The organism is Streptomyces sp. NPDC050448 (genome assembly GCF_040655295.1).
Taxonomy (GTDB): domain Bacteria; phylum Actinomycetota; class Actinomycetes; order Streptomycetales; family Streptomycetaceae; genus Streptomyces.
The window spans coordinates 58,330-82,588 of sequence record NZ_JBFAJR010000002.1 but is presented as its reverse complement, the minus strand read 5'-3'; the positions used below and the strand labels follow the sequence as shown (position 1 = coordinate 82,588).

21 protein-coding genes and 1 tRNA gene are annotated in these 24,259 nt (G+C 72.9%); 10 read left to right on the top strand and 12 right to left on the bottom strand.

What is annotated here, in order from left to right; translation table 11 throughout:
* Positions 1-51: 51 nt before the first annotated feature.
* The 3 genes from AB0I68_RS03135 to AB0I68_RS03125 are packed head-to-tail and all read left to right on the top strand — an operon-like array spanning position 52 to position 2,046.
* Entirely contained in the window at positions 52-1,014 is a 963-nt protein-coding gene (locus tag AB0I68_RS03135) for a diiron oxygenase (protein ID WP_363175440.1), read from the top strand.
* A gap of 29 nt (positions 1,015-1,043) precedes the next feature.
* Entirely contained in the window at positions 1,044-1,760 is a 717-nt protein-coding gene (locus AB0I68_RS03130) for a helix-turn-helix domain-containing protein (protein WP_363175439.1), read from the top strand.
* Between the two features lie 10 nt (positions 1,761-1,770).
* Positions 1,771-2,046, top strand: a complete 276-nt coding sequence (locus AB0I68_RS03125; RefSeq protein ID WP_363175438.1) for a hypothetical protein — start codon at positions 1,771-1,773, stop codon at positions 2,044-2,046.
* Positions 2,047-2,177: 131 nt separating this feature from the next.
* Here AB0I68_RS03125 and AB0I68_RS03120 read toward each other — a convergent pair whose 3' ends face one another.
* From AB0I68_RS03120 to AB0I68_RS03110, 3 genes are all read right to left on the bottom strand, one after another.
* Positions 2,178-3,434 carry a HAMP domain-containing sensor histidine kinase gene (locus AB0I68_RS03120; RefSeq protein WP_363175437.1) on the bottom strand — a complete coding sequence of 419 codons (1,257 nt, stop codon included), beginning with the start codon at positions 3,432-3,434 and terminating at the stop codon, positions 2,178-2,180.
* Positions 3,431-4,225 carry a hypothetical protein gene (locus tag AB0I68_RS03115; protein WP_363175436.1) on the bottom strand — a complete coding sequence of 265 codons (795 nt, stop codon included), beginning with the start codon at positions 4,223-4,225 and terminating at the stop codon, positions 3,431-3,433. The genes AB0I68_RS03120 and AB0I68_RS03115 overlap by 4 nt, the downstream gene beginning before the upstream one ends.
* A gap of 100 nt (positions 4,226-4,325) precedes the next feature.
* Positions 4,326-4,928 (bottom strand): hypothetical protein, encoded by a 603-nt coding sequence (locus tag AB0I68_RS03110; protein WP_363175435.1) that lies wholly within the window; start codon positions 4,926-4,928, stop codon positions 4,326-4,328.
* A gap of 182 nt (positions 4,929-5,110) precedes the next feature.
* Between AB0I68_RS03110 and AB0I68_RS03105 the strand changes: the two genes are divergently transcribed.
* Complete coding sequence (locus AB0I68_RS03105; RefSeq protein WP_363175434.1) at positions 5,111-5,968, top strand: nuclease-related domain-containing protein; 858 nt, start codon at positions 5,111-5,113, stop codon at positions 5,966-5,968.
* Positions 5,969-6,233: 265 nt separating this feature from the next.
* On the opposite strand, the gene AB0I68_RS03100 is transcribed toward AB0I68_RS03105, so the two are convergent.
* Complete coding sequence (locus tag AB0I68_RS03100; RefSeq protein WP_363175433.1) at positions 6,234-7,313, bottom strand: Ku protein; 1,080 nt, start codon at positions 7,311-7,313, stop codon at positions 6,234-6,236.
* Positions 7,314-7,344: 31 nt separating this feature from the next.
* Between AB0I68_RS03100 and ligD the strand changes: the two genes are divergently transcribed.
* The gene (gene ligD / locus AB0I68_RS03095; protein ID WP_363175432.1) at positions 7,345-8,244 is read left to right on the top strand and encodes a non-homologous end-joining DNA ligase; all 900 of its coding nucleotides are present in this window, start codon (positions 7,345-7,347) and stop codon (positions 8,242-8,244) included.
* On the top strand, positions 8,244-9,137 hold the full coding sequence (locus tag AB0I68_RS03090) for an ATP-dependent DNA ligase (RefSeq protein WP_363175734.1): 894 nt from the start codon (positions 8,244-8,246) through the stop codon (positions 9,135-9,137). The genes ligD and AB0I68_RS03090 overlap by 1 nt, the downstream gene beginning before the upstream one ends.
* A gap of 86 nt (positions 9,138-9,223) precedes the next feature.
* Here the strand turns inward: AB0I68_RS03090 and AB0I68_RS03085 are convergent, their stop codons facing one another.
* The gene (locus AB0I68_RS03085; protein WP_363175431.1) at positions 9,224-9,625 is read right to left on the bottom strand and encodes a DUF6479 family protein; all 402 of its coding nucleotides are present in this window, start codon (positions 9,623-9,625) and stop codon (positions 9,224-9,226) included.
* Between the two features lie 131 nt (positions 9,626-9,756).
* Here AB0I68_RS03085 and AB0I68_RS03080 point away from each other — a divergent pair, with 131 nt between their 5' ends.
* The gene (locus tag AB0I68_RS03080; RefSeq protein WP_363175430.1) at positions 9,757-10,080 is read left to right on the top strand and encodes a plasmid stabilization protein; all 324 of its coding nucleotides are present in this window, start codon (positions 9,757-9,759) and stop codon (positions 10,078-10,080) included.
* A 42-nt stretch (positions 10,081-10,122) separates the two neighbouring features.
* On the opposite strand, the gene AB0I68_RS03075 is transcribed toward AB0I68_RS03080, so the two are convergent.
* Positions 10,123-11,103: an XdhC family protein gene (locus tag AB0I68_RS03075; RefSeq protein WP_363175429.1), complete on the bottom strand. Its 981-nt coding sequence runs from the start codon at positions 11,101-11,103 to the stop codon at positions 10,123-10,125.
* A 236-nt stretch (positions 11,104-11,339) separates the two neighbouring features.
* Between AB0I68_RS03075 and AB0I68_RS03070 the strand changes: the two genes are divergently transcribed.
* Positions 11,340-12,608 (top strand): alpha/beta family hydrolase, encoded by a 1,269-nt coding sequence (locus tag AB0I68_RS03070; protein WP_363175428.1) that lies wholly within the window; start codon positions 11,340-11,342, stop codon positions 12,606-12,608.
* 361 nt (positions 12,609-12,969) lie between these two features.
* A complete protein-coding gene (locus tag AB0I68_RS03065; RefSeq protein WP_363175427.1) occupies positions 12,970-13,467 on the top strand; it encodes a hypothetical protein in 498 nt (165 codons plus the stop codon).
* Between the two features lie 76 nt (positions 13,468-13,543).
* On the opposite strand, the gene AB0I68_RS03060 is transcribed toward AB0I68_RS03065, so the two are convergent.
* Both AB0I68_RS03060 and AB0I68_RS03055 read right to left on the bottom strand, forming a co-directional pair.
* Positions 13,544-14,818: a glycosyltransferase gene (locus tag AB0I68_RS03060; protein ID WP_363175426.1), complete on the bottom strand. Its 1,275-nt coding sequence runs from the start codon at positions 14,816-14,818 to the stop codon at positions 13,544-13,546.
* The gene (locus tag AB0I68_RS03055; RefSeq protein ID WP_363175425.1) at positions 14,815-15,399 is read right to left on the bottom strand and encodes a tetratricopeptide repeat protein; all 585 of its coding nucleotides are present in this window, start codon (positions 15,397-15,399) and stop codon (positions 14,815-14,817) included. The genes AB0I68_RS03060 and AB0I68_RS03055 overlap by 4 nt, the downstream gene beginning before the upstream one ends.
* A 561-nt stretch (positions 15,400-15,960) precedes the next feature.
* Between AB0I68_RS03055 and AB0I68_RS03050 the strand changes: the two genes are divergently transcribed.
* Entirely contained in the window at positions 15,961-18,441 is a 2,481-nt protein-coding gene (locus AB0I68_RS03050) for a helicase-associated domain-containing protein (protein ID WP_363175424.1), read from the top strand.
* 260 nt (positions 18,442-18,701) lie between these two features.
* Here the strand turns inward: AB0I68_RS03050 and AB0I68_RS03045 are convergent.
* From AB0I68_RS03045 to AB0I68_RS03030, 4 genes are all read right to left on the bottom strand, one after another.
* A tRNA-Ser gene (locus AB0I68_RS03045) sits at positions 18,702-18,774 on the bottom strand.
* A 242-nt stretch (positions 18,775-19,016) separates the two neighbouring features.
* On the bottom strand, positions 19,017-20,483 hold the full coding sequence (locus AB0I68_RS03040; protein ID WP_363175423.1) for an ATP-binding protein: 1,467 nt from the start codon (positions 20,481-20,483) through the stop codon (positions 19,017-19,019).
* A gap of 299 nt (positions 20,484-20,782) precedes the next feature.
* Positions 20,783-21,958: a hypothetical protein gene (locus AB0I68_RS03035; RefSeq protein WP_363175422.1), complete on the bottom strand. Its 1,176-nt coding sequence runs from the start codon at positions 21,956-21,958 to the stop codon at positions 20,783-20,785.
* Between the two features lie 118 nt (positions 21,959-22,076).
* On the bottom strand, positions 22,077-24,146 hold the full coding sequence (locus AB0I68_RS03030) for a hypothetical protein (RefSeq protein ID WP_363175421.1): 2,070 nt from the start codon (positions 24,144-24,146) through the stop codon (positions 22,077-22,079).
* Between the last annotated feature and the right edge of the window lie 113 nt (positions 24,147-24,259).

Genomic DNA, 24,259 nt, shown 5'->3' with positions numbered 1-24,259 from the left:
ACTGCAGCAGTGCCCCCTACTCACCCCGGAACTGGGCGAGGTACCCCCGCCATGACGACCACGACCGACCGAGCCGACCGCGCCGAGCAAGCCGACCGCGCCGACCGCGTCCTCGAGGACGCGCTCGGCGTCCTGAAGGACCGCGAGCAGATCGCCGCCCGGCTGCTCGAATCCTCGGCCAAGCACTCCTTCGACCCCGACAAGGAACTCGACTGGGACGCCCCGACGGTCGACGGCAAGTACTTCTGGCCGCCCGAGCTGCTGTCCCTCTACGACACCCCGCTGTGGAAGAAGATGGGCGAGGAGCAGCGCATCGACCTCTCCCGCCACGAGGCGGCGGCGCTCGGCTCGCTCGGCATCTGGTTCGAGATCATCCTGATGCAGCTCATGGTCCGGCACATCTACGACAAGTCCCTGACCAGCAATCACGTCCGCTACGCGCTCACCGAGATAGCCGACGAGTGCCGCCACTCGATGATGTTCGCCCGCATGATCCAGAAGGCCGGCGCTCCCGCCTACCCGGTCTCCCGCGTCAACCACAACCTCGCCCGCATCCTCAAGACGGTCTCCACGACCCCGGGTTCCTTCGCCTGCACCCTGCTCGGCGAGGAGGTCCTCGACTGGATGCAGCGCCTCACCTTCCCGGACGAGCGCGTCCAGCCCCTGGTGCGGGGGGTGACCCGCATCCACGTCATCGAGGAGGCCCGGCACGTCCGGTACGCCCGCGAGGAACTGCGCCGCCAGATGCTGACCGCCCCGCGCTGGGAGCAGGAGCTCACGCGCGTCAGCTGCGGCCAGGCCGCCCGCGTCTTCGCCGTGGCCTTCGTCAACCCCCAGGTATACGAGAACATCGGCCTCGACCGGCGCGAAGCCGTCGCCCAGGTCAAGGCGAGCGGCCACCGCCGCGAGGTCATGCAGACGGGCGCCGAGCGGCTCACCGACTTCCTCGACGACATCGGAGTGCTGCGCGGGGTCGGCCGCAAGCTCTGGAAGAGCTCCGGACTCCTCCCCTGAACCGGCTGTTTCGGGGCTACCCTGCGGGCATGACGACCGTACGCGCGTACCGCAGGCTGAGCGTCGAGGAGCGGCGGGCCCAGCTCCTCGACGCCGCCTTGTCGCTGTTCGCGCACCGGGCCCCGGAGGAGGTCTCGCTCGACGACGTCGCCGAGGCGGCGGGCGTCTCGCGGCCCCTGGTCTACCGCTACTTCCCGGGCGGCAAGCAGCAACTGTACGAGGCGGCCCTGCGCTCGGCGGCGGACCTCCTCCAGCAGTGCTTCGCCGAACCGCAGGCCGGCCCCCTGACCCAGCGCCTCTCCCGGGCCCTGGACCGCTACCTGGCCTTCGTGGACGAGCACGACGCGGGCTTCTCGGCCCTCCTCCAGGGCGGCAGCGTCGTCGAGACCTCCCGGACGACGGCGACGGTGGACGGCATCCGCCGGGCGGCGGCGCAGCAGATCCTCTACCACCTGGCCGTCCCGTCCCCCGGCCCGCGGCTGCGGATGATGGTCCGCACCTGGATCACGGCGGTCGAGGCGGCCTCCCTGATCTGGATCGACGAGGGCAAGCAGCCGGACGTCTCGGCCCTGCGCGACTGGCTGGTCGACCAGTTCATAGCCCTGCTGACGGCGACGGCCGCCACCGACCCGGAGACCGCCGCCGCGGCGCGGGCCGCGCTGGCCCTGGAATCGGCGGACGGTCCGGTCGGGGTACTGGCCCGACGCGTGATCCCGGTGGTCTCCGAGGCCGCCCACCTGCTGTGACACTGGTGGGGTGAGAAGCGAACCCACCCCCTTCGAGGGCGGCCCGATGGACGGCCGGGTCCTCCCGATCCTCGTCGGCCCGACCGGCCACCCCCCGAAGTGGTACGAGATCCCGGTCCCGTCCGCCGACGGCGGCCCTGCGACGGTCCTGCTCTACGAGCGGGTCCCGGCGGGCTATTCGAAGCGGCTGCACCTCCAGAAGGGCTGGAAGTACACGTACGCCCCGTCGGCCCAGAAACCCAAGCTCCGCTGGCCCTGGACCAAGCCGACCCCGCCGCCGGCCTGACCCGGAAGACGGTCCCCAAGGCGCCGGGCGCGGGGACCCGGGCGGCAGCGGGGGCGGGTTCGGCGTCGGCGTCGGGGCGGCTTCGGGCCCGGGTCCCGATCCGGGTCCGGGTGCCGATCCGGGCCCGGGGGCTACGGCATCGGCGGGGGCTCCGGGAGGGTCAGGACGGCCAGCGCCCCGCCGCCCTCCGCGCCCCGGAACACCAGCCGCGCGCCGATGACCTCCGCCTGCCCCACCGCGATCGTCAGCCCGAGCCCGTGCCCCTTGTCCGACCCCACGCCCCCGGTCCGGAACCGCTGCGGGCCGTGCGCCATCAGGTACTCCGGAAAACCGTCACCGTGGTCGCGTACCGTCACCACCGGCCCGTCCACCGTGAGGACCACCGGCGGCCGCCCGTGCTTGTGCGCGTTGGCCACCAGGTTCCCCAGCACCCGCTCGAGCCTGCGCCGGTCCGTCTCCACGTGCGCGTCCCGGACGATCACCACCTCCGTCTGCGACCCGGACGCCCGCACCACCCGCCGCACGAGCCGCCCCAGCTGGTGCAGATCCGTCTCCACCACCTCGCGCCCCGAGTCCAGCCGCGAGATCTCCAGCAGGTCCTCCGTCAGCCCCCGCATCGTCCGTACCCGCTCCTGCACCAGCTGCGTCGCCCGCCCCTCCGGCAGCAGCTCCGACGCCGCCTGCAACCCCGTCAGCGGCGTGCGCAGCTCGTGCGCGACGTCCGCCGTGAACCGCTGCTCGCTCAGCAGCTTCGCCTGCAAGGTCCCGGCCATCGTGTCGAGCGCCCCCGCCACGGTCGCCACCTCGTCCTGGTGCCGCGCGGGGTCCTTCGTCCGGGGGTCGTCCACGCGCGCGTCCAGATCACCCTGCGTGATCCGCCGGGCCACGGTCGCCGTCTGGTGCAGCCGCCGTGTCACCCGGGTCACCGCGAAGGCTCCCACCAGCAGCGTTCCGCCGATCGCCAGCACGGACGACCCGATGATCGCGTGGTCGAGGCCGCTGATCGTCCGCGCGCTCTGCGCGTAGTCGATGGCCGTGGCCAGGGCCTTCCCGTCCGCCGGGGCCGCCGCCCACATCGTCGGCCGGCCCTCGTACTCGGCCACCATCGTCCCGCGGTGCCCCGACATCGCCAGCGCCCGCAGCGCCGGCGGCAGCCCCGCCGGGTCGAGCCCCGAGTCGGGCGGGAGGGCCTCGCCGTCCTCGTACTCCCGTGCGACGTCGCGCAGTTTGTCGAGGGCCTTCCCCCGCGCCGTCGCGACGGTCTGCCGGGTCACCTCCACGTGCACCAGCGCACCCAGCACGGCCGCCAGCGAACAGCACATCACGACGATGAAGCACCCCGACTTCCACGTCAGCGTGGCCGTCCACGCGGGCAGCCGCCCCTTCACGGCGTCCCCTCCGCGGAGGGCCTCAGCGGCTGCGGCGAGGCCGGCACCGGCGTCTGACCCGTCCCCGGCAGCCGTACGATCTGCTCGCGCGCCGGCAGCATCGTCCGCTGCTTCTCGTCCCAGGACCACGCGGTGATCAGCTCGTAGCCCGGATTGCCGCTCGGCACCCGCAGGATCACGTCCTGCCCCGCCAGCTCGACGCCGACCACGGTCTGCGTCGTCGCCATGATCCGGTTGAGGCGCCCGTCCGGGTCCGCCGTGTACGCCCGTACGGACATCATCCGGTCCGGCATCTCGATGCCGACGACGAGCTCGTCCAGGCCGTTGCCCGTCAGGTCCCGGTAGTACGGCGCCAGCACCGGGCACTTCCCCGGCCGCTGCTCCTCCTGCCCGCACGCCTTGATCGCGGCGACGGTCTCCGGGGGCATCCCGTCGGGGCCGACCGTCGTGTTCGGGCGGGCGCGCAGCTCCGCCTGGACGAGGGCCACCGGGTCGACCCCGTGCACGTTCTGGTCCCGGACGGGCGGCAGCCCCTGCACGTACTCCGGCGGTGCGCCGCCCGGTTCGGCGGGGGGTACGGAAGCCCCCTTGCGGTCCGGCCACAGGTGTACGGGGCCGCTCGCGGTGGGGGTCGCACCGGCGCCCACCGGGCCGCCGGTGTCGCCGCAGCCCGCGAGCAGGGTCACGAGCAGGAGCAACAGCGGCAGGGCGGGCAGGGCGGGCAGGGCCGGCAGCGCGGGCAGGGCGGCGCGGGCGCGGAAGGCGGCGGCCGGGAAGGGAAACGCACGCACAGTCGACCGGGTCTCCTCTCCACTCCACGGGCGCGACGCCTGGTGGCGCACCCCAACCTTATGCGGAGATATGCCCGTTTTTCCAAGGGGTCTTGGCGGATCAGCCCCCGGTACGCCCGCGGCGCAGCATGGCGAAGCCGAGCCCGGCGGCGCCCACGGCCGCGATGCCGCCGCCCGCGGCGAGCAGCAGCACCCCGTCGCCCGGCCCCTCGGCCAGCGCGTCCAGGGTCCCGGCGGCGATCGTGCGGGCGTGCGGAGCCGAGGCCCGGACGACGCGGCCGTCCCGGGTCCCGGTCTTGTACCCGTCGCCGACCGGCGTACCGGCGTGGCCGCCGGTGTCGCCCGAGGTGCCGGTCCAGGAGGAGAGCCGGCCGTCGGGCTGGAGCGCCGCGTGCAGCGGGCCGGAGCCGCCGAAGCCGGCGGCGCCGTCACGGCTGGTCAGGGTGGCCGCCTTGGTGCCGTCCGCGGCCAGGATGTCGGCCTGGTAGCCGCCCTTGGCGAGGCGGTAGACGTTCGCCTCGGACACGCCGTCCGCGAGGGCGAGGCGCTTGACCAGGGTCCGGACCGAGCCCGCGGAGTGCGCGGCCGATGCGGCGGGCACCCCTTCGGCGAGGGCGGCCGCGGCGGGCAGCGCAAGGAGGGATCCGGCGCAGACGGTCACTGCGGCGGCTCGCACGAGAGTGCGGCGGCTGACGGTGCTCACGGGAAATCCTTCGGTCCGGTCCAGGTGCGACAAACCTAGGAGCCCGCCGTTGCAGTAGTGCGATGCCCTTGTAACAGGAACCCGGCAGAGTTCCATAGAAGCCGTTACATGACCGAGAACTCCACCGGGGGATTGCCGCAAGGCGCCCGGGCTGCTCCCATGTACGGCGGGGGGTGAGGTCCATGCGGGGACTCAAGGTGCTGCCGAGCGGCCGCCCCGGCCGCGGCCGGCTCTACGTCAACCTGCCCGACGGCCGGGCGGTGGCCTGGTACGACCGGCAGACCAACCGGATCAGCGTGCTCGCCGACCGGCACCGCGAGGCGGTCCTGGCGGCGTTGCGCCCGTACCTGACCGGCACGTACACGGTCGGCCCGCCGCCGGTGCCCACGCCCGCGGACCTGCGCAGACTCACCCTCCCACCGGACGAGGACCTGGCCCCGAACCGCCCCGGCGAAGCCCTGCTCGGCGAACTGGAACACGGCTCGGCCGGCACCCGGGCCCGGCACCGCCTCCGCCAGGACCTGACCGCCCAGCAGCGCATGGGCGACCTCCTCGACTCCCTCGAGCCGGACGACTGGCGGGTCCTGCACTGCGTCCCGCTCCCGGGTCTGGGCCGCATCGACCACCTGCTCATCGGCCCGGCGGGGATCTTCTGCGTCCGTACGCTCCCGGGACGCCGGCAGCGCGCGGCCGTCGGCGACCTGCTGCTCACGGTGGGCCGCGCCGAGCCGCGCCCGGACCCGCGCTGGATCCGCCGTGCCGCCGCGGCGGCCACCCGGGCCCTGGCGGCCCCGGTGCTCCCGGCCCTGGCCCTGGTCGACGCCTCGCGCATCGAGGTGGCCCCGACGGTCCGCGACATCCGCGTCCTGGAACCGGCGACGACCCCGACGCAGCTCGCCTCGGTCCCCACCACCCTCAAACCCCCGGACATCGAAGCCCTCTTCACCCAGGCCCGCAACACCCGCACCTGGCTCCCCCCACGGCCCCCTCGAGCCAGACCGCGCGCGTCCGCGCCGAGGAAGACCGCAAACGGCACGTAGACCCCGACCCGCATCGGCTGCGCCGCCCCGGCTCCCCCTACCCCACCCGGCGCTTGCGGCCCGGGGCCGGGGCGGATCCCCGGGAACGGCGAACAGGCCGCGCGCCCCGAGCCTTGGCCGGCAGCCCCCCGCAAACGACGCGACCGCCCCGCCGCGCCGGGGCCTGAGCCGCAGCCCTTGCGCCTTCCAGCCCGCCCGGTGCTTGCGGCCCGGGGGCCGGGGCGGGGAGCGGCGCCGCAGGCTCCACCCTCCACCCCCCCAGCCCTCAGGCCGAAGTCCGCTTCCGCGGAGCCGCCTTCTTCGTCGAAGCCCCCGTCCCGGTCGTCTTCTTCGCCGACGCCGTCTTCGAAGTGGACTTGGCCGCAGCCGACTTGCCCGACGCCGACGCGGACGTCGTCTTCTTCGTGCCCGACGCCGTCTTCTTCGCCGCAGTCGACTTCTTCCCGCCCACCGCCTTCGGTGCGGCCGCGGCCGACCCGGTCTTCCGCCCTCCACCGCCCCGCCGAATCGGCGTCACTTCCGCCTCCGCCTCGGCGGCCCCGGCCGCCCCCGCCCCCGCCTCCCCCCGAGAAGCCTTCGCCGCCCGCACGCTCTTCTCCAGCGCCGCCATCAGGTCGATCACCTTCCCGCCGGCCGGCTCCACCCCCACCTCCGCCGGAGGCTCGAACGCCCCCTCCGACTTCGCCGCGATCATCGCCTCCACGGCCTCCCGGTACTCGTCCGTCAGCGAGGCCATCTCCACCTCCCCCAACGTCGCCATCAGCGCGTCCGCCAGGTCCAGCTCGGCCTCCCGTACCGATACCTTCCCCTCCGGAGCCACCCCCTCCGGCACCCGGATCTCGTCCGGCCACAGCAGCCCGTGCATCGCGATCACGTCGTCGACGACCCGCAGCATGCCCAGCCGCTCCCGCCCCCGCAGCGCGTACTTGGCGATGGCTACCCGCCGGCTCCGCTTCAGCGCCTCCCGCAGCAGCGTGTACGGCTTCGCCGCCGTCGCCCCGTTCGCCGCGAGGTAGTACGCCGTGTCCATCTGCAGCGGGTCGATCTCATCCGCCGGTACGAAGGACACGATCTCGATCGTCTTCGCCGTGGCGATCGGCAGCTGCGCCAGGTCCTCGTCCGTGATCGGGATGACCGACCCGTCCGCCTCCTCGTACCCCTTGGCGATCTCGGCGCCCGGCACCTCCTCGCCGTCCAGCTCGCACACCTTGCGGTAGCGGATCCGGCCGCCGTCGCTCAGGTGGATCTGGCGAAAAGAGATCGAGTGGCTCTCGGTGGCGTTCACGAGCTTGATCGGAATGCTGACCAAGCCGAAGGAGATTGCCCCGTTCCAGATGGATCGCACGGTTCCTCCCGTTTCATGGCAGTCTCATCGTATGACGCCGATCACCATGGTGGAGGGGCGTCGCATCCCGCTCAGCCATCTCGACAAGGTCCTGTACCCCGACACCGGCTTCACCAAGGGCGAGGTGCTGCACTACTACGCCACCGTCGCGGGTTCGCTGCTGGCCCACATCCACAACCGGCCGGTGTCGTTCCTGCGCTATCCCGACGGCCCGGACGGCCAGCGCTTCTTCACGAAGAATCCGCCGCCCGGCACACCCGCCTGGGTGAAGACCACCCCGGTGCCCCGCTCCGAGGACCTCTCCGCCGAACAGGTGGTCGTCGCGGACCTGCCCTCCCTCATGTGGGCCGCCAACCTCGTCGTCGAGTTCCACACCCCCCAGTGGCCGGCCGGCAGCCCGGCCGCCGCCGACCGGCTGATCCTCGACCTCGACCCCGGCCCGCCCGCCACCGTCGTCGAATGCTGCGCCGTCGCGCTGTGGCTGCGCGAGCGCCTCGCCGCCGACGGCCTGTACGCGTACGCCAAGACCTCCGGCTCCAAGGGCATGCACCTGGCCGTGCCCCTGGAGCCGACCCCGTCCGACCGCGTGTCCGCGTACGCGAAGGGCCTCGCCCAGGAGGCCGAGCGCGAGCTCCCCGACCTCGTCCTGCACCGCATGGCCAAGGCCCTGCGCCCCGGCAAGGTCTTCGTCGACCACAGTCAGAACGCCGCCGCCAAGACCACCGCCGCCCCCTACACGCTGCGGGCGCGAGCCCGGCCGACGGTCTCCGCCCCCGTCTCGTGGGAGGAGGTCGCCGCCTGCCGCACCCCCTCCGACCTGGTCTTCCTCGCCGACGACATCCCGCCCCGGCTTGCCCGCGACGGGGACCTCTTCGGCCCGCTGACCGACCTCGACCAGGCCCACCGGCTGCCGAGGAAGGCCCCGCCGTGATCCGCGTCGCCCTCGCCGCCCCCGTCCGCACCCTCCCGCGCGCGGCGGGACTGGCGTACGAGCCGAAGTTCGACGGCCACCGCCTCGTGATGGTGCGCACGGCCGAGGACGTCGTGCTGCAGGCCCGCTCCGGCCGCATCGTGACCGGCGCGTTCCCCGATCTGGCGGCCGCGGCCCGGCAGTTGCCCGCCGAGACCGTCCTCGACGGCGAGGTGGTGGTCTGGCACGGCGGCCGTACGGACTTCGCCCTCGTCCAGCGGCGGGCGGCGGCCACGGCCGCGCGGGCCGCCGTACTCGCCCAGAACCTGCCGGCCTCGTACGCGGCGTTCGACGTGCTGGAACTGGCCGGGCTGGACCTGCGCGGGCGGCCGTACGAGCGCCGCAGGGCGCTCCTGGTCGACCTGCTGCTCCCGCTGGGCCCGCCGCTGCAGCCGGTCCCGATGACGACCGATCCGGAACTGGCCGCCACCTGGTACGAGACCCTGCCCGCCAGCGGGATCGAGGGCCTGGTCGTCAAGCGGCTGGACCAGGCGTACCCGGAGGGCCGGCGCGGCTGGCAGAAGCTCCGGCACACGGAGGTGCGGGACGCGGCGGTGGTCGGCTACACCGGGACCCCGCGCCGCCCCCTCGCGCTGGTCCTGGTGCTGCCCGTCGGGGACGAGACCCCGATGGTGTCGAGCCCGCTGACGGCCGCGCTGCGGGCGGACGTGGCGGCGGCGGTGGCCTCGCGCGCCCCGCCCGCCGGGGCCCCGGCGGGCGGGGCCACGGTCACCGCGATCGGAGTCGGCGAGGTCCCGTTCCACCCGCTCGACCCGCCGCTGACGGCGGAGGTCCGGCACGCGTCGGCCCGGCACCCGCCGCCGGAGGTGCTCAGGCTGCGGACGGACCTCTGACCTGCGCCGCGGGGTGAAGCAGGCCAGAGGGGGCCGGGCGGGGCCGGGCCAGGACAGGCGGGGCGGGCGGGGAGGGCCAGGCCGGGTCACGCGTTCCCGGTCGGCTTGTAGCGCGGCGGCTCCCCCTTCGGAGGCTGCTGCGGCCCGGGGTACTGCGGCGGGTTCCGGTACCCGGACTCCCGCTCCTCCCTGACGTCGTCGGGATGGCTGGAGGTGGTGGAGCCGAAGTTCCCGTAGCCCTGCATCTCGTGCGGGCGCAGCCCGCCCTCGGGGATCTCCACGGAGTCGCGCTCCTCGCGGACCTCGTAGACCGCGCCGCCGTTCGGCAGGTGGGGCTGGCTCTCGGCGGTCGGCGGCGGGGGCTCCTTCGCCCGGACCCGCTGGCCCAGCTTGAAGGCGCCGAGCAGGAAGCCGACCACGGCAATCCCGACGACCAGGAACCACGCGGTGTGGGTCAGCGTCTGGTCCAGACTCAGGGTCATGTCCATACGTACTATTTTCCCGCAATGTGGAACGTTTCACCCGAAAGCGAGGGAGATCCTCTGATCTGAGCACGGTGCGACTGCCGCACCGAATCCGGGGCAGACGCAGGGCCGACCGCCCCGAGAGGAGCCCGAAAATGCCCCGCGGATCTTCACCCAAACGAGAACGCCAGTACGAGCACATCAAGGAGAGCGCCGAGCAGCGCGGTGAGTCCGAGGAGCGGGCCAAGGAGATCGCCGCCCGGACCGTCAACAAGGAACGGGCCCGGGCCGGCGAGTCCGAGACCGCGAGCAGGCAGTCGCTGGAGGACATGTCCTCCGCCCGGCGCGGCGGCCTGCACTCCCACTCGGGCGCGCAGGGGCCGACGTACGAACAGCTCTACGCGGAGGCCAGGCGCCGCAACATCCGAGGCCGCTCCGACATGAACAAAACGCAGCTCAAGCGCGCACTCGGCACCTGAGACCAGCCGTGTCGCGGGCGGCGCGCCTCGGCGCAGCGGCCCTCAGCGCAGCGGCCCGTCGCAATCCCGCAGCGCCCGTACCTCGTGGCCCCCGAGCACGGCCAGGATCTCCGCGCAGATGGCCAGCGCCGTCTCCGCGGGTGTCCGGGCCCCCAGATCCAGCCCGATCGGCCCGTGCACCCGTGCCAGGTCCGCCTCGGACACCCCGGCGGCGAGCAGCCCCTCGCGCCGCCGGGCCGTGGTCTTGCGGGATCCGAGGGTGCCGACGTACGGAATCCCCAGCGCGAGCGCGCTGCGCACGGTCGGCACGTCGAACTCCGGATCGTGGCTCAGCATCACCAGGCAGGCTGCGTCCCGGCGCGCGGCCAGCAGCTTCTCGGCCTCGGCGACGGAGCCGACGAGCCCGGCCCCCCACCCCAGCAGCAGGGCCTGCGCCTCGATGATCTCGGCGAGCTCCCCGCCCCCGCCGATGACGACGTACGGCGCGGACGGGTACGCCTCCACGAACACCAGCCCGTGCTCCCCGTACAGCGCGTCCCGCCCCGGCCGGCGCGTGGCCAGCAGCTCGCCGGCCCGCCGTTCGGCATCGTTGGCGGGCACGTCGACGGCCCGTACCACCTCGCTCACGGCGTGCTCCGCCTGCTCGTCGAGCCGGGTCACGAGGGCCACGCCCGCGCCCTCCCCGAGCAGGTCCCACCACTCGGCGGGCACGGCCGTCAGCGGCTGCAGCAGAATCTCGGCCCGCCCACCGCAGGTCAGCTTCGCACCGACGGCCTCATCGGCCCCCACCGAAACGTCGCAGACCCGCGCGGTGGTCCCGGCGGCCATGGCTGCGGCCTCCGCCGCCAACTCGGTGTCGAAGACCCCCCGGTACAGGGCCCCGACACATTCCCCGCGCGCATCGACGAGCAGGGCCCCGGAGGGATCCCGCGGCCCGAACCCCTGCTCGGCCACCGGCCGGGCCAGGAACCCGGCCCGCCCCTCGGCCACCCACCGCCGCGCCGTCTCCACCAGCTCACGCATCGCGCTGCCCCATCCTCGTCGTCAGAGCCCGCCCCAAAGCACCTGGTCAGCAGCGCAACGCGGCCTCACGGCCAACCTACGCACGCTTCTCACCCCTACCCATCCCCCAAAACCCACAGACCCGGACCCACCTCCCTCGTACAGACCACCGGACCCCGACTTGCACGCAGGCGCCGGAAGGAGTTGTTTCGAAGTACGTTTCGAAGTACGGCAGAGAACGTTGGGGATGACCCGGAATGCTCTTCACAGACCGCGACGAAGCGGGACGACGGCTTGCCGAGGTACTCCGGAAGTACGCCGCGGACGGCCCCGTCGTCCTGGGGTTGCCCCGGGGCGGGGTCCCGGTGGCCTTCCACGTGGCACACGCCCTCGGCGCGCCGCTCGACGTCATCGTCGTCCGCAAGCTCGGGGTCCCGTACCAGCCCGAGCTGGCGTTCGGCGCCATCGGCGAAGGCGGCGTACGCGTGATCAGCGACGACATCGTCCGGCGCGGCCGGCTCAGCCCGCAGGACATCGCATCCGTCGAGCGGGCGGAGCAGTCGGAACTCACCCGCCGGGCCGCCCGTTACCGCGCGGGCCGACCGCAGCAGGACCTCCGCGGCCGAACGGTCATCGTGGTGGACGACGGCATCGCGACCGGCGCCACCGCGGCGGCCGCCTGCCAGGTCGTACGGGCGCAGGGCGCGACCCGGGTCGTCATGGCGGCCCCGGTGGCCCCGCCGGACGCGGTGGCCCGGGTGGGCGCGGTGGCCGACGAGGTGGTCTGCCTCTCCACACCGCCGGGCTTCTCCTCGGTCGGCCAGTGGTACCGGGACTTCTCCCAGACCCCGGACGAGGAGGTCGTCTCCCTCCTCGCCCAGGCCGTCCGGCAGCCACCACCCGCCACGGCGGAGGAAGTCGCGGTCTCCGCGGCAGGCCTCCACCTCCCGGGCGACCTCACCCTCCCCCCGGCCGCGCAGGCAGTGGTCGTGTTCGCGCACGGCTCGGGCAGCAGCCGCCACAGCCCCCGCAACCGCCAGGTGGCCACGACCCTGAACCGGGCCGGCCTGGGCACCCTGCTGTTCGACCTGCTCACCCCGGCCGAGGAGGCGAACCGCGCCAACGTCTTCGACATCGAGACCCTGGCCGGCCGCCTCGCCGAGGCCACCGCCTGGCTCGGAACCCGCACGTCCGTCCCGATCGCCTACTTCGGCGCGAGCACGGGCGCGGCAGCCGCCCTCGCCGCGGCGGCGTCCCCGGATTCACCCGTCTACGCGGTGGTCTCCCGCGGCGGCCGCCCGGACCTGGCAGGCCCTCACCTCGCCTCGGTCCGTGCCCCCACCCTTCTCGTGGTCGGCTCGGAGGACTCCCTGGTCCTCACCCTCAACCGCGAGGCCCAGAGCCGCCTCCGCTGCGAAAACCGCCTGGAAATCGTCGAGGGCGCGACCCACCTCTTCGAGGAACCGGGAGCCCTCCAAGAGGTGTCGGCCCTCGCGGAACACTGGTTCACCACCCACCGGCCGTAGCCCCCCCACACGCTGAGGAGCGGCTCGCCGTATTGCCTGCAGCCGAGCGGAATTCACCGGACGGGCAGCCGTCTCTTTCCCGCCGGGGCGATTGATCGAAATGCCGCCTCCGTGAATGCAATGCAATGAGGCCGCTCGGGTGATCCTCGCCAAGACATGCCCCGTCACGTGATCAATCGATGACCGAGCGTCAACAATGGCTTCGTTCGTAGCCAGAGGCGAGGTGCCGCGCATTCAAATGAGGCGCACGGAGTGCGCGCGCTTGCGGCGTGACCCCTCCAAGTCCGTGAGGAAGATTCTCTTGAGTCATCGAACGACCCGAAACACGCGCCTGAGGTCGGCCACACTGGTTTCGGCCGGTGTGCTCGCCGTGGCGCTCAACGTCGTCCCGGCAACGACGGCCATCGCCGATGCCATCCACAGGTCCGGCGTCGACACCGCTGTGGCGATGCCCGGCCCGGCCGGCGTCGTCAGCGGTGGCGACCACGACGGGAGGGGCCACAGTCAGCAAGGCCCCCAGGGCAAGCCGGGCAAGCAGGGCAAGCCAGGTCACCCGGGCCGGCCGGGCCCCCAGGGCCCGCAGGGCTACCAGGGAACCCAGGGTTTCCAGGGCACTCAGGGCTTCCAGGGTGCGACGGGCGTGGTCACCACCTACGTCAACAGCGCCACCGATGACGACGGCAGCGTGATCGCCACGTGCAACACGGGCGACCGTGCCACCGGCGGCGGATTCCAGGTCGCCACCGGCACCATTCGCACCAGCCGCCCCGTCGGCACTCCTCCCAACGGGTGGCAGGCCGAAACCACGTCCGAGCAGGACATCACCGCCTACGTGGTGTGCGTCGACGTGACGCCGTAAGGTCCCTCACCGAACGACGGTGCCCCGAGGCTTCGGCCCCGGGGCACCGTCGTTCGTGGTGCATGCCTAGACCTGCCTAGACCAGCAGCGGCCCGCCGCACCGCGCGGCGCCTTCCTTCATCGCGATGAGGTTGGCGACCACGTACGAGATGTCGTTCTTCGAGTGCCAGTCGGTCGGGAAGTACGTGACCAGCCGCGACGACTGGAACCGGGCTTCGATCGAGGGCACGAAGGCGCGGTACTGCTCGTCCGTGTAGTACCAGAACGAGTTCTCGTTGTAGTACGCGACGTGGGTCGGGTCCTGGTAGGCGCCGCGGCCGTCTGAGCTGGGGGTCATGGTGAGGAGCATGCCGCCGGGCGCCAGCAGCCGGTACAGCTCGTTGATCAGCGGCACCTTCGAGGGCACGTGCTCGAGGAAGTCCACCGCCCGCATCAGGCCGACCGAACCGTCGGGCAGATCCAGCTTCCCGGGCAGGGTCGCGACGATGTCGACGCCCTCCCCCGGGTACTGGTCGACGCCGAGGTAGCCGGGCGGCTTGCGGTGGGCCGCGCCGAGGTCCAGCGCGAGCAGCCCGCGTCGCTGGGTCCAGGCGAGGGCGTTGGCCTCGACGTACTTGTCGTACAGGGTGACCGTCTCACGCTGGATGTGTGCGTTGATCTCCGGGTCGCTCTGGGTGTTCGCGGGGTGCACCCGCTGGAGGTACAGGCAGCGGTTGATGTGGTGGAAGTCGCCGATGTGGAAGAGGCGGCACATCAGGTCCTGGTCGTCCAGGACGGTACGGGCGGCGTCGTACCCGCCGGCCTGCTCATAGCTCTCCTTGCGGAAGGCCCGCACGTGGTTGGGCGCGTACCAGATGTAGGAGACGTTGTGCGGTGTCGGCGCCATGGAGACGATCTGCTGCAGTTTGCGGCCGTCGACGTCCACCTCCTCGTACTGCCAGCCGCACGCCGCGTCCCACCGCGTGTCGTCCCGGCTCCCGTCCTCGGTGATCTGCGCGGTGTTGCTGTAGACGAAGACGGCCTCGGGGTGCTCGTCGAACGCCGTGCCGACCTCGGCCAGGCACGCCTTCGCCAGCAGGTCGTCGTGGTCGAGTTCCACGAGGATCTCGCCGCGGGCCAGTTCGCAGGCCCTGCGCTTCGCCGCTCCGACGCCTCGGACGTCGTCCGCGATTTCCACACGGACCCTCTCGTCGGGCTGCTCCGGCCGCCACCGGGCGCCGTTGTTGAGCAGGACGATCCACTCCCAGTCCGGGCAGGTCTGCGCCTGCAGCGTCGCCAGGCACTCGTCGAGGAAACGAGGCCGGTGACTGGGGGTGAAAACGGAGAACCTCGGGGTCGCGGTCGACGTCATCTGGTGCTCCCTGCGGGGGTTGATGTCGGTGAAGGGCTTGCGAAGTCGCGGAACTCGTCCGGGACTTGGGAGCGGAGCGAGGGATCGGCGACAACGGCACGACGGAACTCGCCGCCGGCCTCGTCGGTACGGCCCTTGCCCGCCAGGATGTGTCCGAGTTGCAAATGGGCCGTGGCCGCCTGCGGATCGGCGGCGATGGCGCGCTTCAGGAGTCCGACGGCCCGGTCGGGCTCGGTCGGCTTCAGCAGGATCGCCTCGTTGAAGAGAGCCGACGTGAACGAAGGATCGATCTTCAGGGCCTTGTCGTAGGACGCGAGGGCGTCGGCCGTCTCGCCGTCCTGCTGCGCGATGACCCCCAGGTTGTACCAGGCGAGCTTGTTGCGGGGGTCCAGTTCCACGACGCGCCGGTAGGTACGAGCCGCCCCTTTGGGGTCGTGCTGGTTCTCCTGCACAAGGGCGCCCTGGAGCAGCGCATTTGCCTCCTGGGTCTTCAGGGTCGCCGACGAGTTCTCGGATTCCGGGGCGGCTCCCGAATGGAACTGAATCGCCCAGACGGCCACTCCGGCGGAAGCCGCAGCCACGCCGGCGACCCCGGCCCACCATCGCCTTCGTTTCACTGTTTCACATCTCGGGGAATCGGGAGGGGCGGAGATGCGGGCAACGGTCCCGGCCGCGCCGGAGGCCGAAACCCCATCATTTCCGCCGACGTTACGAGCCCGCTCGGATGATGCCGCCGTATGGCAGGCAATGGGGACCCAAGACCACTCGAATGTACGCATGAAAGAACTGGTTCACCGAAAAAGGGATTTCGCGAATTTCCTTCTGGGATAAGGCGGTTGGACGCACTGCTCAACGCCCGCTGCGCCGCCCAAGAGTCCTCGCGGCGCCCCTCACGCCCAGAAGTCTCCGGCGACCTCGCACCGGTTGCCGAGCCCACCGACCCCCGGAGCCCACCGACCCCCGGAGCCCACCGGCGCCCGCAGGGCACCGGCACCCACAGGGCCCTCGGCGTGAGCCGCCCTCCGGGCCGAGGCCCGCCCGGACGCGCACAACGGCCCTCCGGCTGTTCCGATGCGTGATGTCTTGAGCCGGTGCGCTTGGTTCACCCTCGCGGGGCGACGGGCCGGCGCTACGCTGCCCGGGTGAACTCGCGCACCGCCCTCGTGAAATGGCTCGGCACCCTCGACACGGACCGGCTCACCGCCCTGCTGGAGGTCCGCGATCTGCCGCTCGCCGCACAGTTCCGGCGGATCACCACCCTGCGGGAGCTCGCCGACCACCTGCTCACCGACGAGTCGGTGGGCCACGGCGTGATGGCGGGCACGGCCGGGGAGCTGGAGCTCCTGGCCTCCATCGCCGCCCTCGCCCTGGAGCGGCACGGCCCCGCCCCGGGCGCCGAGGCCGAGGACGGCCCCCGGTACCCCTGGCAGCAGCACCGGCCCGTGGCGGCGGTGGAGCCGGCGGACCGGCTGGTGGCCGAGAAGGACGTACTGGCCTGGTTCGAGCCGGGGGAGGACCGGCAGCGGGCCGAGCGCACACTCGCGCGGCTGCGGGAGCGCGCTCTGCTCCTTCCCGCACCCCGGGGCCGGCTGGCACTGCCACCGCTGCTGCACGTCCGGGCCGCCGGGTTCGACGGCTACGGCCGCACCGCGGACCGGCTGCTGACCACGGCCTACAACGCCCCCGAGGTCAAGCGGATCGCCGCAACCCTCTTCGGCGAGGGCGCGGCCCGGACCCGCGACCGGGCCCAAGAGCTGATCACCGGGATCCTGGCCGATCCCGACCACGTACGGGCGCTCGTCGCCGACGCCCCCGCTCGCGCCCGGGAACTGCTGGACCACCTGGTGCCCGGCCCACCCCAGCTGCGCACCCGCTGCTTCGTCAGCCGGGACGGGGAGCAGTACGTGCGCCCGGACTCCAAGTACCTGTTCCGGGAGGGCGGCAGCGGTGACGAGGGCACCGACTGGCTGGCCGCACGCGGGCTGCTGATCCCCGTCGGGCTCGACCTGGTGGAGCTGCCCTACGAGGTCGCCCGCGCGCTCCGTGACGCGGGAGCAGCACCCGGCCCCCGCCTTGAGGCAGAGCCGTTCACCGCCATCGCGCCACTGCCTCCTGACTGGCAGGGGCAGGGAGGCACAGCCGCCGCGGCCGCCGCCTGGCGCGCCGAACTGGTCCTGCGGGCGCTGGCCGCCCAGCCGGTCGCGATCCGCAAAGCGGGCGGGATCGCCGTACGGGACACCCGGCGGCTGGCCAGGGCGGCCGGGGCGGGCGAGCCGGACACCCGGCTGTGGCTCGACCTCGCCGTGAACGCCGGGCTCGCCGCCCCCCAGGCCGAGGAGCCGGCTCCCACCGCCCGCGGCCGCCGACGGAACTCCAAGGCCCCCAAGCCCTCCGCCCGACTGCTCCCGAGCGACCGCTACGACGCCTGGGCCGCCGCCCCGGCGGCGGGCAAGCTGCTGCCCCTGCTGGCCGCCTGGGCCGTGGTGCCCGAAGTCCTCAGCCACTGGCCGGACGCCGACGAGCCCCCCGTCGCCCTCATCAGCCCGCAGGACGAGGGCGCCGTAACCCTGCGCACCGGCGTGCTGCGCGCCCTCGCCACCCTCCCCGAGGGGCACGGTCTGGCTGGGGACGCGCTGGGATACGCCGAACTCCTCGACCGGGCCGCTTGGTTCCGGCCCGAGCTGCGCGCCCTCCTGGCCGCAGACGCGACCGGAGCGCTGACCGGCGGAGACGAACTCCTCGACCGCCTGGCGGCCACCCTGGGGGAGGCAGCCCTGCTCGGCGTGGTCGCCCACGGCGCCCTCACCCCCCTCGGACGCGCCCTGTGCCGTCTGCTGGAGGCGGGCGCCGCCCACCACTACCCCGCCGTACCCGGCGCGGGCGCCGACCCCGCCGCCACCGGAACCGACGGCCTGGGCTCGGACCTGACCGCACGCCCCGCCCTGGCCCGGGCGGTGACCGCGCTGCGCGAGGCCCTGTACGCCACCCTGCCCGAGCCCAGCACGACGGCCCGCTTCCAGAGCGACCTGACCGCCACCGTCACCGGCGCCCCCGCACCCGCCCTCGCCGACCTGCTCTCCGCCGTGGGCGACATCGAGTCCGAGGGCCACGCGGTGGTCTGGCGCATCACCGCGACCTCGGTACGCCGGGCCCTGGACGCCGGCTGGAGCGCCGGCGAACTCCTCGACCGCCTGACCGGGGCGAGCGAGCGCGGAACCCCGCTGCCCCAGCCGCTCGCCTACACGATCAAGGACACCGCCCGCACCCACGGCCGGCTCAAGGTCGTGCGCTCGGCCTGCTGCATCCGCTCGGACGACACCGGCCTGATCGCCGAGGTGGCCCAGGCCCGCGGCCTGGCCAAGCTCCGCCTGCGCCGGATCGCCCCCACCGTCCTGATCTCCACGGCGCCTCCCGAGGAGACCCTCACCGCCCTGCGCGCGGCCGGCTACGCCCCCACCCAGGAGGCCGAAACCGGCACCACCCTCCTCGACCGCGCCCCCACCGACCGCACCCCGAGCCTCCTCCCCACCCTGGACGAGGCCCACCCCGTATACGGAGCCCCCGCCCGCGGCGTCCCGGCGAGCGCCCGCGCCCTGGCCACCACCCTCACCGCGGCCGGGTAGAAGGGCATGAGCTCATCCACGCAACGCCGGTCGGCTGTCGGTGTGGCAGCGGGTGGCTTGGAACCAGGGGGTGGCATCGAAGAGCCGTGTGGGCAGCGAGTCCACCAACGAGCAGTGGAGCGCCCGCCGTTAGCTCACGCGCCACTCACGCGTGGACAGTGAGAGACAACGAGAAAGCCCCGGACTCAGTGAGACTGAGTTCGGGGCTTCTTCTTTGGCACTTGCGCTGGTCAGCGGATGTTCTCGCTGGTCCCTGCGAAGTGCCCCGGCAGGATTCGAACCTGCGCACACGGCTCCGGAGGCCGTTGGATTCCCGCGCGTTTGTGCAGGTCAGCAGTATGCCTGACATGCCGTCAGGCCTGCCGTCCCGCAAATGGCTCGCGAAGACGTGGCGCCCTGTTCGGGTGCCCTGTTCTTGTTGTCCATTGTGACGGTCGGCTCAATGGCGTGTGATGCGGATCACGGTCTTCCTTCAGGGTGACGGGGAGGGGGGGCCGCTCGATCGAAAACGGTGCGGCGATCTCGCGGGCCGGATGTGACTCGGCGGGGCCTGCCAGATGGCGTGGGCCGGCGAGCTAAGTGCCGTGGTAAAGGCGGTCGATGTCGATGAGTTGGACGGTCGGGTCCTTGTCGGCGAGGCGGTGCAGATCGTCGGTGAAGCCCGCGCCGCTGAAGCACTGCAGCCGGGTGTGGTCAGTCGAGGTGCCGCCTTTGGCGAGGAGGTCGCGGATGTGCCGGAGGCGTTCCAGGTGGCCGGTCCCCATAACGTCGTTCCATTTGGCTTCGCCGATGGCGAGCAGGGTTTCGCGGCCGTCGCCCGTATCCCCGTAGACGGCGGCGTCGACCTCGTGGGTGGTTCTGGCCGTGGGGTCATTGACGGTGCCGCCGGCGACGCGGGAGACCTGGCCTCCGTGGGTCTTGGGGGCCGCATGCCAGCGGGACCATTCCCGGCAGACCTGTTCGAAGTGGGGGCCGATGACCTTGCTGCGGAAGGTGGACTGGGCGCGTGTCCATACGGCGGCGGCGCGCCCTGGGCGCTCCAGGTCGCCCCAGACGGGACGCATGACCGCGTGGTAGAAGGTCACGAGCGGTTCGGCGATGCGGTACGCGGAGCGGTTGCGGCGGAACGCGTCGGTCTCGTGCGTGATCATGCCGACGTCCTGGAGGACGCTGAGCGGGTGGGCCAGGTCGGTGGATTTGCGGCCGAGGTAGTCGGCGATGCCGCCGCGGGAGGCGTTGCCGGCGGCGATCGCCGCGAGTACGGAGTGGTAGAGCGCGACGTCGTGGAGTTCGGGTTCCTCCGCCAGGAGATAGCGGGCTTCGCGGAAGAGGGGGCGGGCCGGGTTGAGGACGGCGCGGACGACCCAGTCGTCGAAGTCGTCCGGTCCCCGCGGTGTGTCCCCTTGGGTGAATTCCCGGCGGTAGGCGGGGGTTCCGCCCACGATGGCGTTGGTCATCAGGGCGGTGCGCGGGTCGGAGATCTCCCAGAACTCGGCGGCGAGCCGGAAGTCCAGTGTGGGGACGACGAGTTCGAGTCCGGCGCGACCGCGCAGCGGGGCGTTGCCGGACAGCAGTTTGCCCATGAACGACAGGGCCGATCCGCAAAGCAGGAGCCGTACGGGGGTGTTGGTGTGCTGGGCGGCCGGGTCGAGGGCGCGCTGGATGATCGAGGGGAGGGCAGGTGACGCCTTGGCGAGGAAGGGAAACTCGTCGATGACCGCGGTGGTCGGGCCGCGGTCGGCGAGCCGCAGGAGTTCGGTGACGGCCTCGTCCCAGTGCGCGAAGCGGAACGGCGTGGCCTGGCCACGATAGCGGGCCAAGGCCTCGCCGAACTGGCGCAGCGCGTCCGCCTCGGTCGTCTCGGTCGCGGTGAACATGAAGCCCCCGCCGGCGCGGGTGACCGCGTCGAGCAGGAACGTCTTGCCCTGGCGTCGGCGCCCCGAGACCACCCCGAGCATGGCCTGCGGTCCCGGCAGGGTTGCGAACCTGGTCAGCTCGGCCCACTCGAAGGTGCGGTCGAACATCTCGGCGGGCTTGTCCACGAACCCTCCCTTTGGATAGTTGTAGCTATTATAACTCGGGTTATTCACTCTGACTGGTCACGGCAGTGGGAATCACCCGGTCGCGTGAACCATGCTGACCGTCGGGGGACGGGCGCGTCACCACGGCGGTCTACGGCTGGCGTACATGGCCGAGCTCGCCGCCGAGCAACAGGGGGGATTGTCCGCACCCGCGAGTGCCCAGGCGCCCATGACGGACCCGGCGTCCCCGTGCACGACCTCGATCGCGGACCGGACCAGGGCTCGCCGGGCGGGCAGTGGGGCCGTGGGGTCGTGGTGCTTCAGGGGTTGGGCAGGCCGACGGCGTCGAAGCGGCGCATCAGAGACGGCTTGCCTCGGTGGGTTGCGCGCAGTGCGCCGACCCGGTCCTCGAAGTCGCCGCTGGTTCCCGCCCGGGCGTGGATCTCGCGCAGGTCGGTGAGCAGGGTGACCGCGATGTCGTACGGGCCGGCCTTCTTCTCCCCGATCAGCTGGTCGACGTCCCGCCATGCCCGCTCACTGCCCTGCGCGAGCTGGTCCAGGCGCGTCTCCCGCGCCCGGCTGACCTCCAGGGCCCGCGCCCGTACGGCAGCGGCCTTCTCCTCCGTCAGCCGCCGCGTACGTTCGGTGCGGCGCAGGTGGGCGGCATCCAGGAGCTGGGCGGCGGTGCGGCGTTCGATGGTGGTGTGCGGGCCGGGCCGGCGAGTGGCGTGGTAGCGGCCGAGGAGCTCCGGGCCGGGCCGGGGAGCGATGCCGAGTACGGCCTCCAGCAGCAGGGTGTCCTTCTCCGCGGTCGGCAGCGACGCGATGTATGCGGACAGGGCCGTGCGGTCCACGGTGGCGGCCCGGGGTGCGGGCGCGCTGGCCTGGGCGGCGACGGCCAGGAGGTCGGGGTCCACGTCCAGGAAGCCGGCCAGCGCCCGCTGCGGTCCGGTGAGGGTGGCCAGCCCGGCGGGTACGGGGGGCTCGGCCTCGCCGGCATACTCCTCCTCGTCGTCCTCGGCCTGCTCCCACACGCTCAGTCCGGCGAGCCAGGCGACGTACAGCGCCCGCAGGTCACCGGCCGAGAGTTCGGCGCGCAGTCCCACGAGTACGGACAGCGAGAAGTCGGACTCGAAGTCCCACTCGGCGCCGTCCTCCGAAGAGAGGGAGAAGTCGAGGAGGGTGTGCCCGGAGCGGGTCCACACACTCAGTGACTCCTCCAGGGCGTAGGGGGCGGCGGCCTCGGCACCGAGGAGCCCGGCGGGCAGCCGCAGGACCAGGCGGCGGCTGCCCCAGTTCGCGTAGTAGAGGTGGGCATCGTAGAGCTGCTCGACGAGCTGGGTCGTGTCGCCGCGGAAGTCGCCCCAGTGGTATTCGTTGGTGAAACTCGTGTGCGTGATGTGGGCCCTGGTGGACAGCGCCCGCACCTGCTCCAACTCGCGCTCGTCCAGCGGCCGGTCGATGGCCAGGAACTCGTAGTACTGGTACTCGCTCACGACCGGACACCCTACTGCGGGGAGGAGAGGCTCTGACGGGGCCGCCGGAGCCGCTGGGGGCACTGCGAGAGTGGCGCCACCCACGGAACCCCGGGCGGGCGGGATGACCTGGGCGGGCCTATCGGCGGCGTGCGTGCCCCGGCTTTCCTCCGCGCGCGGGCCTGGCTGTCGTGCCCGGTCGCCGTCCGGCGCGTGCCGCGGGTGTGCGTGGCAGCCGGGCCGCGACTTCGCGCAGATCCCGGATCGCGGCGTGGTCGGGGTGCGGGGCGGTCAGAGCCACGTCGAGGGCCTCGCGGAAGTCGGCCCCCTGTGCGCGGATGGCGTCGCCGAAGCCGTCCGGGCCGGTGACCTCCAGGAACTGGAGCATGCCTTCCGCGACCATGACCAGACTCTCGACCTCGGTGAGGTCCTCGGGGGCGAGCAGGCCCCGGCTGACGAGCACACCGATGGCGAACGGCGCCAGCTGCGGGTCGTAGCGGAGGGGCAGGGTGAACCGGTTGCCCTCACCCTCGGGCAGCGCGGCGGTAAGCGTTTCGAGCATGGCCTGTCCGCGGGTGCGGTAGGGCATGGTGCGGATAGCGTCCAGGAGGAGGGGGAAGGCGTGCTCGGGGCCGCCGTGGCACTGGACCCACCGGTCCAGTTCGAGGCGGGCCGATTCGGTGTCGTAGTGCTCGGCGAGGATACCCAGGAGGCCGGCGGCGGGCGCGTGGGCGAGTTCCCCGACGAGAGGCGCGTCGCGGCCCGCGTCGAGCAGGCGGGCGCGTACCGCCCAGGCACCCAGGGCGGTCAAGCGGATCAGCTCCACGGGGCCGTCGGACGGTTCGTCGGTGTCCGGTACGGGGACAGGGGCCTGGCCCGCCCTGAGTTCGGCGATCCCGGCGGGCCTGCCAGGCGCCGGGGCCACGGTACCCGTGGGGAGCGGGAGCGACCGGTAGACGGGGTCCGCCAGGCCCACCGGCCTTTCGACGGCGCCGAGTTCCTCCAGCAGGTCCAGCACCACGCGCAGGTCGCGGTGCGCGTCGTCGAACCACATCCGGTGCGCGGCGCCGTCGAGCTGGAACCGGACCCGGTAGGCGTGGTCGACGGAGTCGCGCAGCCGGGGCCAGGGCATGGGGTGGGGCAGGCTGTAGAGGGTGTTGAGGACGTCGGGGAGGACGTCCTCGTACGCGTCGAAGAGCATCGACTCGGCATGCCAGCCGCTCTTCGCCCCGAGCAGCGGCCGCCGCATGCCGAACACGGCGCTGAACGCGCGCCGCCACAGGGCGAGCGGGTCCTTCAGGTCCCCGGCGGCCTTCCCGACCGCGTACAGGCGGCCCTTGGCGACGCGTACCAGGCGGGCCGCCTTGGCCAGTTCGAAGACCAGGCTCAGGCGTGGCAGGTCGTCGACGGAGCGCACGGCGGCGGGTGGGCTGTCCCCGGTGCCGAGCCGCTCGGCGAGCTCGCGCGCGTCCGAGGTCTTCAGCCGGCCGGTCGCGGTGACCGGCCGGCCTTCCCTGCCCGCCCACTCGGCGAGCCCCTGGAGCATTCCGAGCAGTGTCACCCGCCCCGCCTCGGCCCTCAGCGTCTCCGGCGACGGGAGAATGACGGGCAACTGCGGCTCGGCGCGCAGGGCGCCGGGCGGTCCCTCGGTCATGTGCCGTGCGGCGATGGCCTGCAGTACGTCCTCGTCGTACGGGACCTCGCCACGCCGGGCGCGTTCGCTGAACCGGGCCAGTGCCGACGGGCTGCCCAGGTCGACGCCTTGTTCGGCCGCGAGAGTGGTCCAGAACTTCGCGAGCCCCCAGCGGGTCCGGTCGGCCATCGCCCGCGGATAGCCGGCCGCCGCGTCGTCGACGGCGCCCAGCAAGGTCTCCAGGGCTGTCCCGCGCGGGTCCGCCAGCCCGGTGGCGTCCAGGTAGCGCAGCAGCAGCCGCAGCGCCTCCGGCGCCTCGGGCAACTCCTCGCCGGGCAGGACCGTCACCGAACGCGGCGCCCAGTCGAGCAGGAACGCCTCGACATGCCGCGGCTCCCACAGGCCCAGCCGCCCGTCGACGGTGGCACCGTGCCGGTAATCGAGCGCGGCGGCCACGGCGAAGGCGTCCACTGCGGCCGAGCCCTGGACCTGTCCGGCCCACCGCTCCAGCCGCCCGACGAGCACGTCACGGGCTGCCTCGAAATCGTCGTCATCGGGCTCGTAGTGCATGCGCATGGCGGACTGCCTGTTCCGTTCCGGGGCCACCTGTCGGCTCCCGGAGTACGCTACCGGCCCCGCTCCCGCCGCGTGGGCGCTCTGCGGCGACCGGCGGCGGTCCGCGCTCCGTG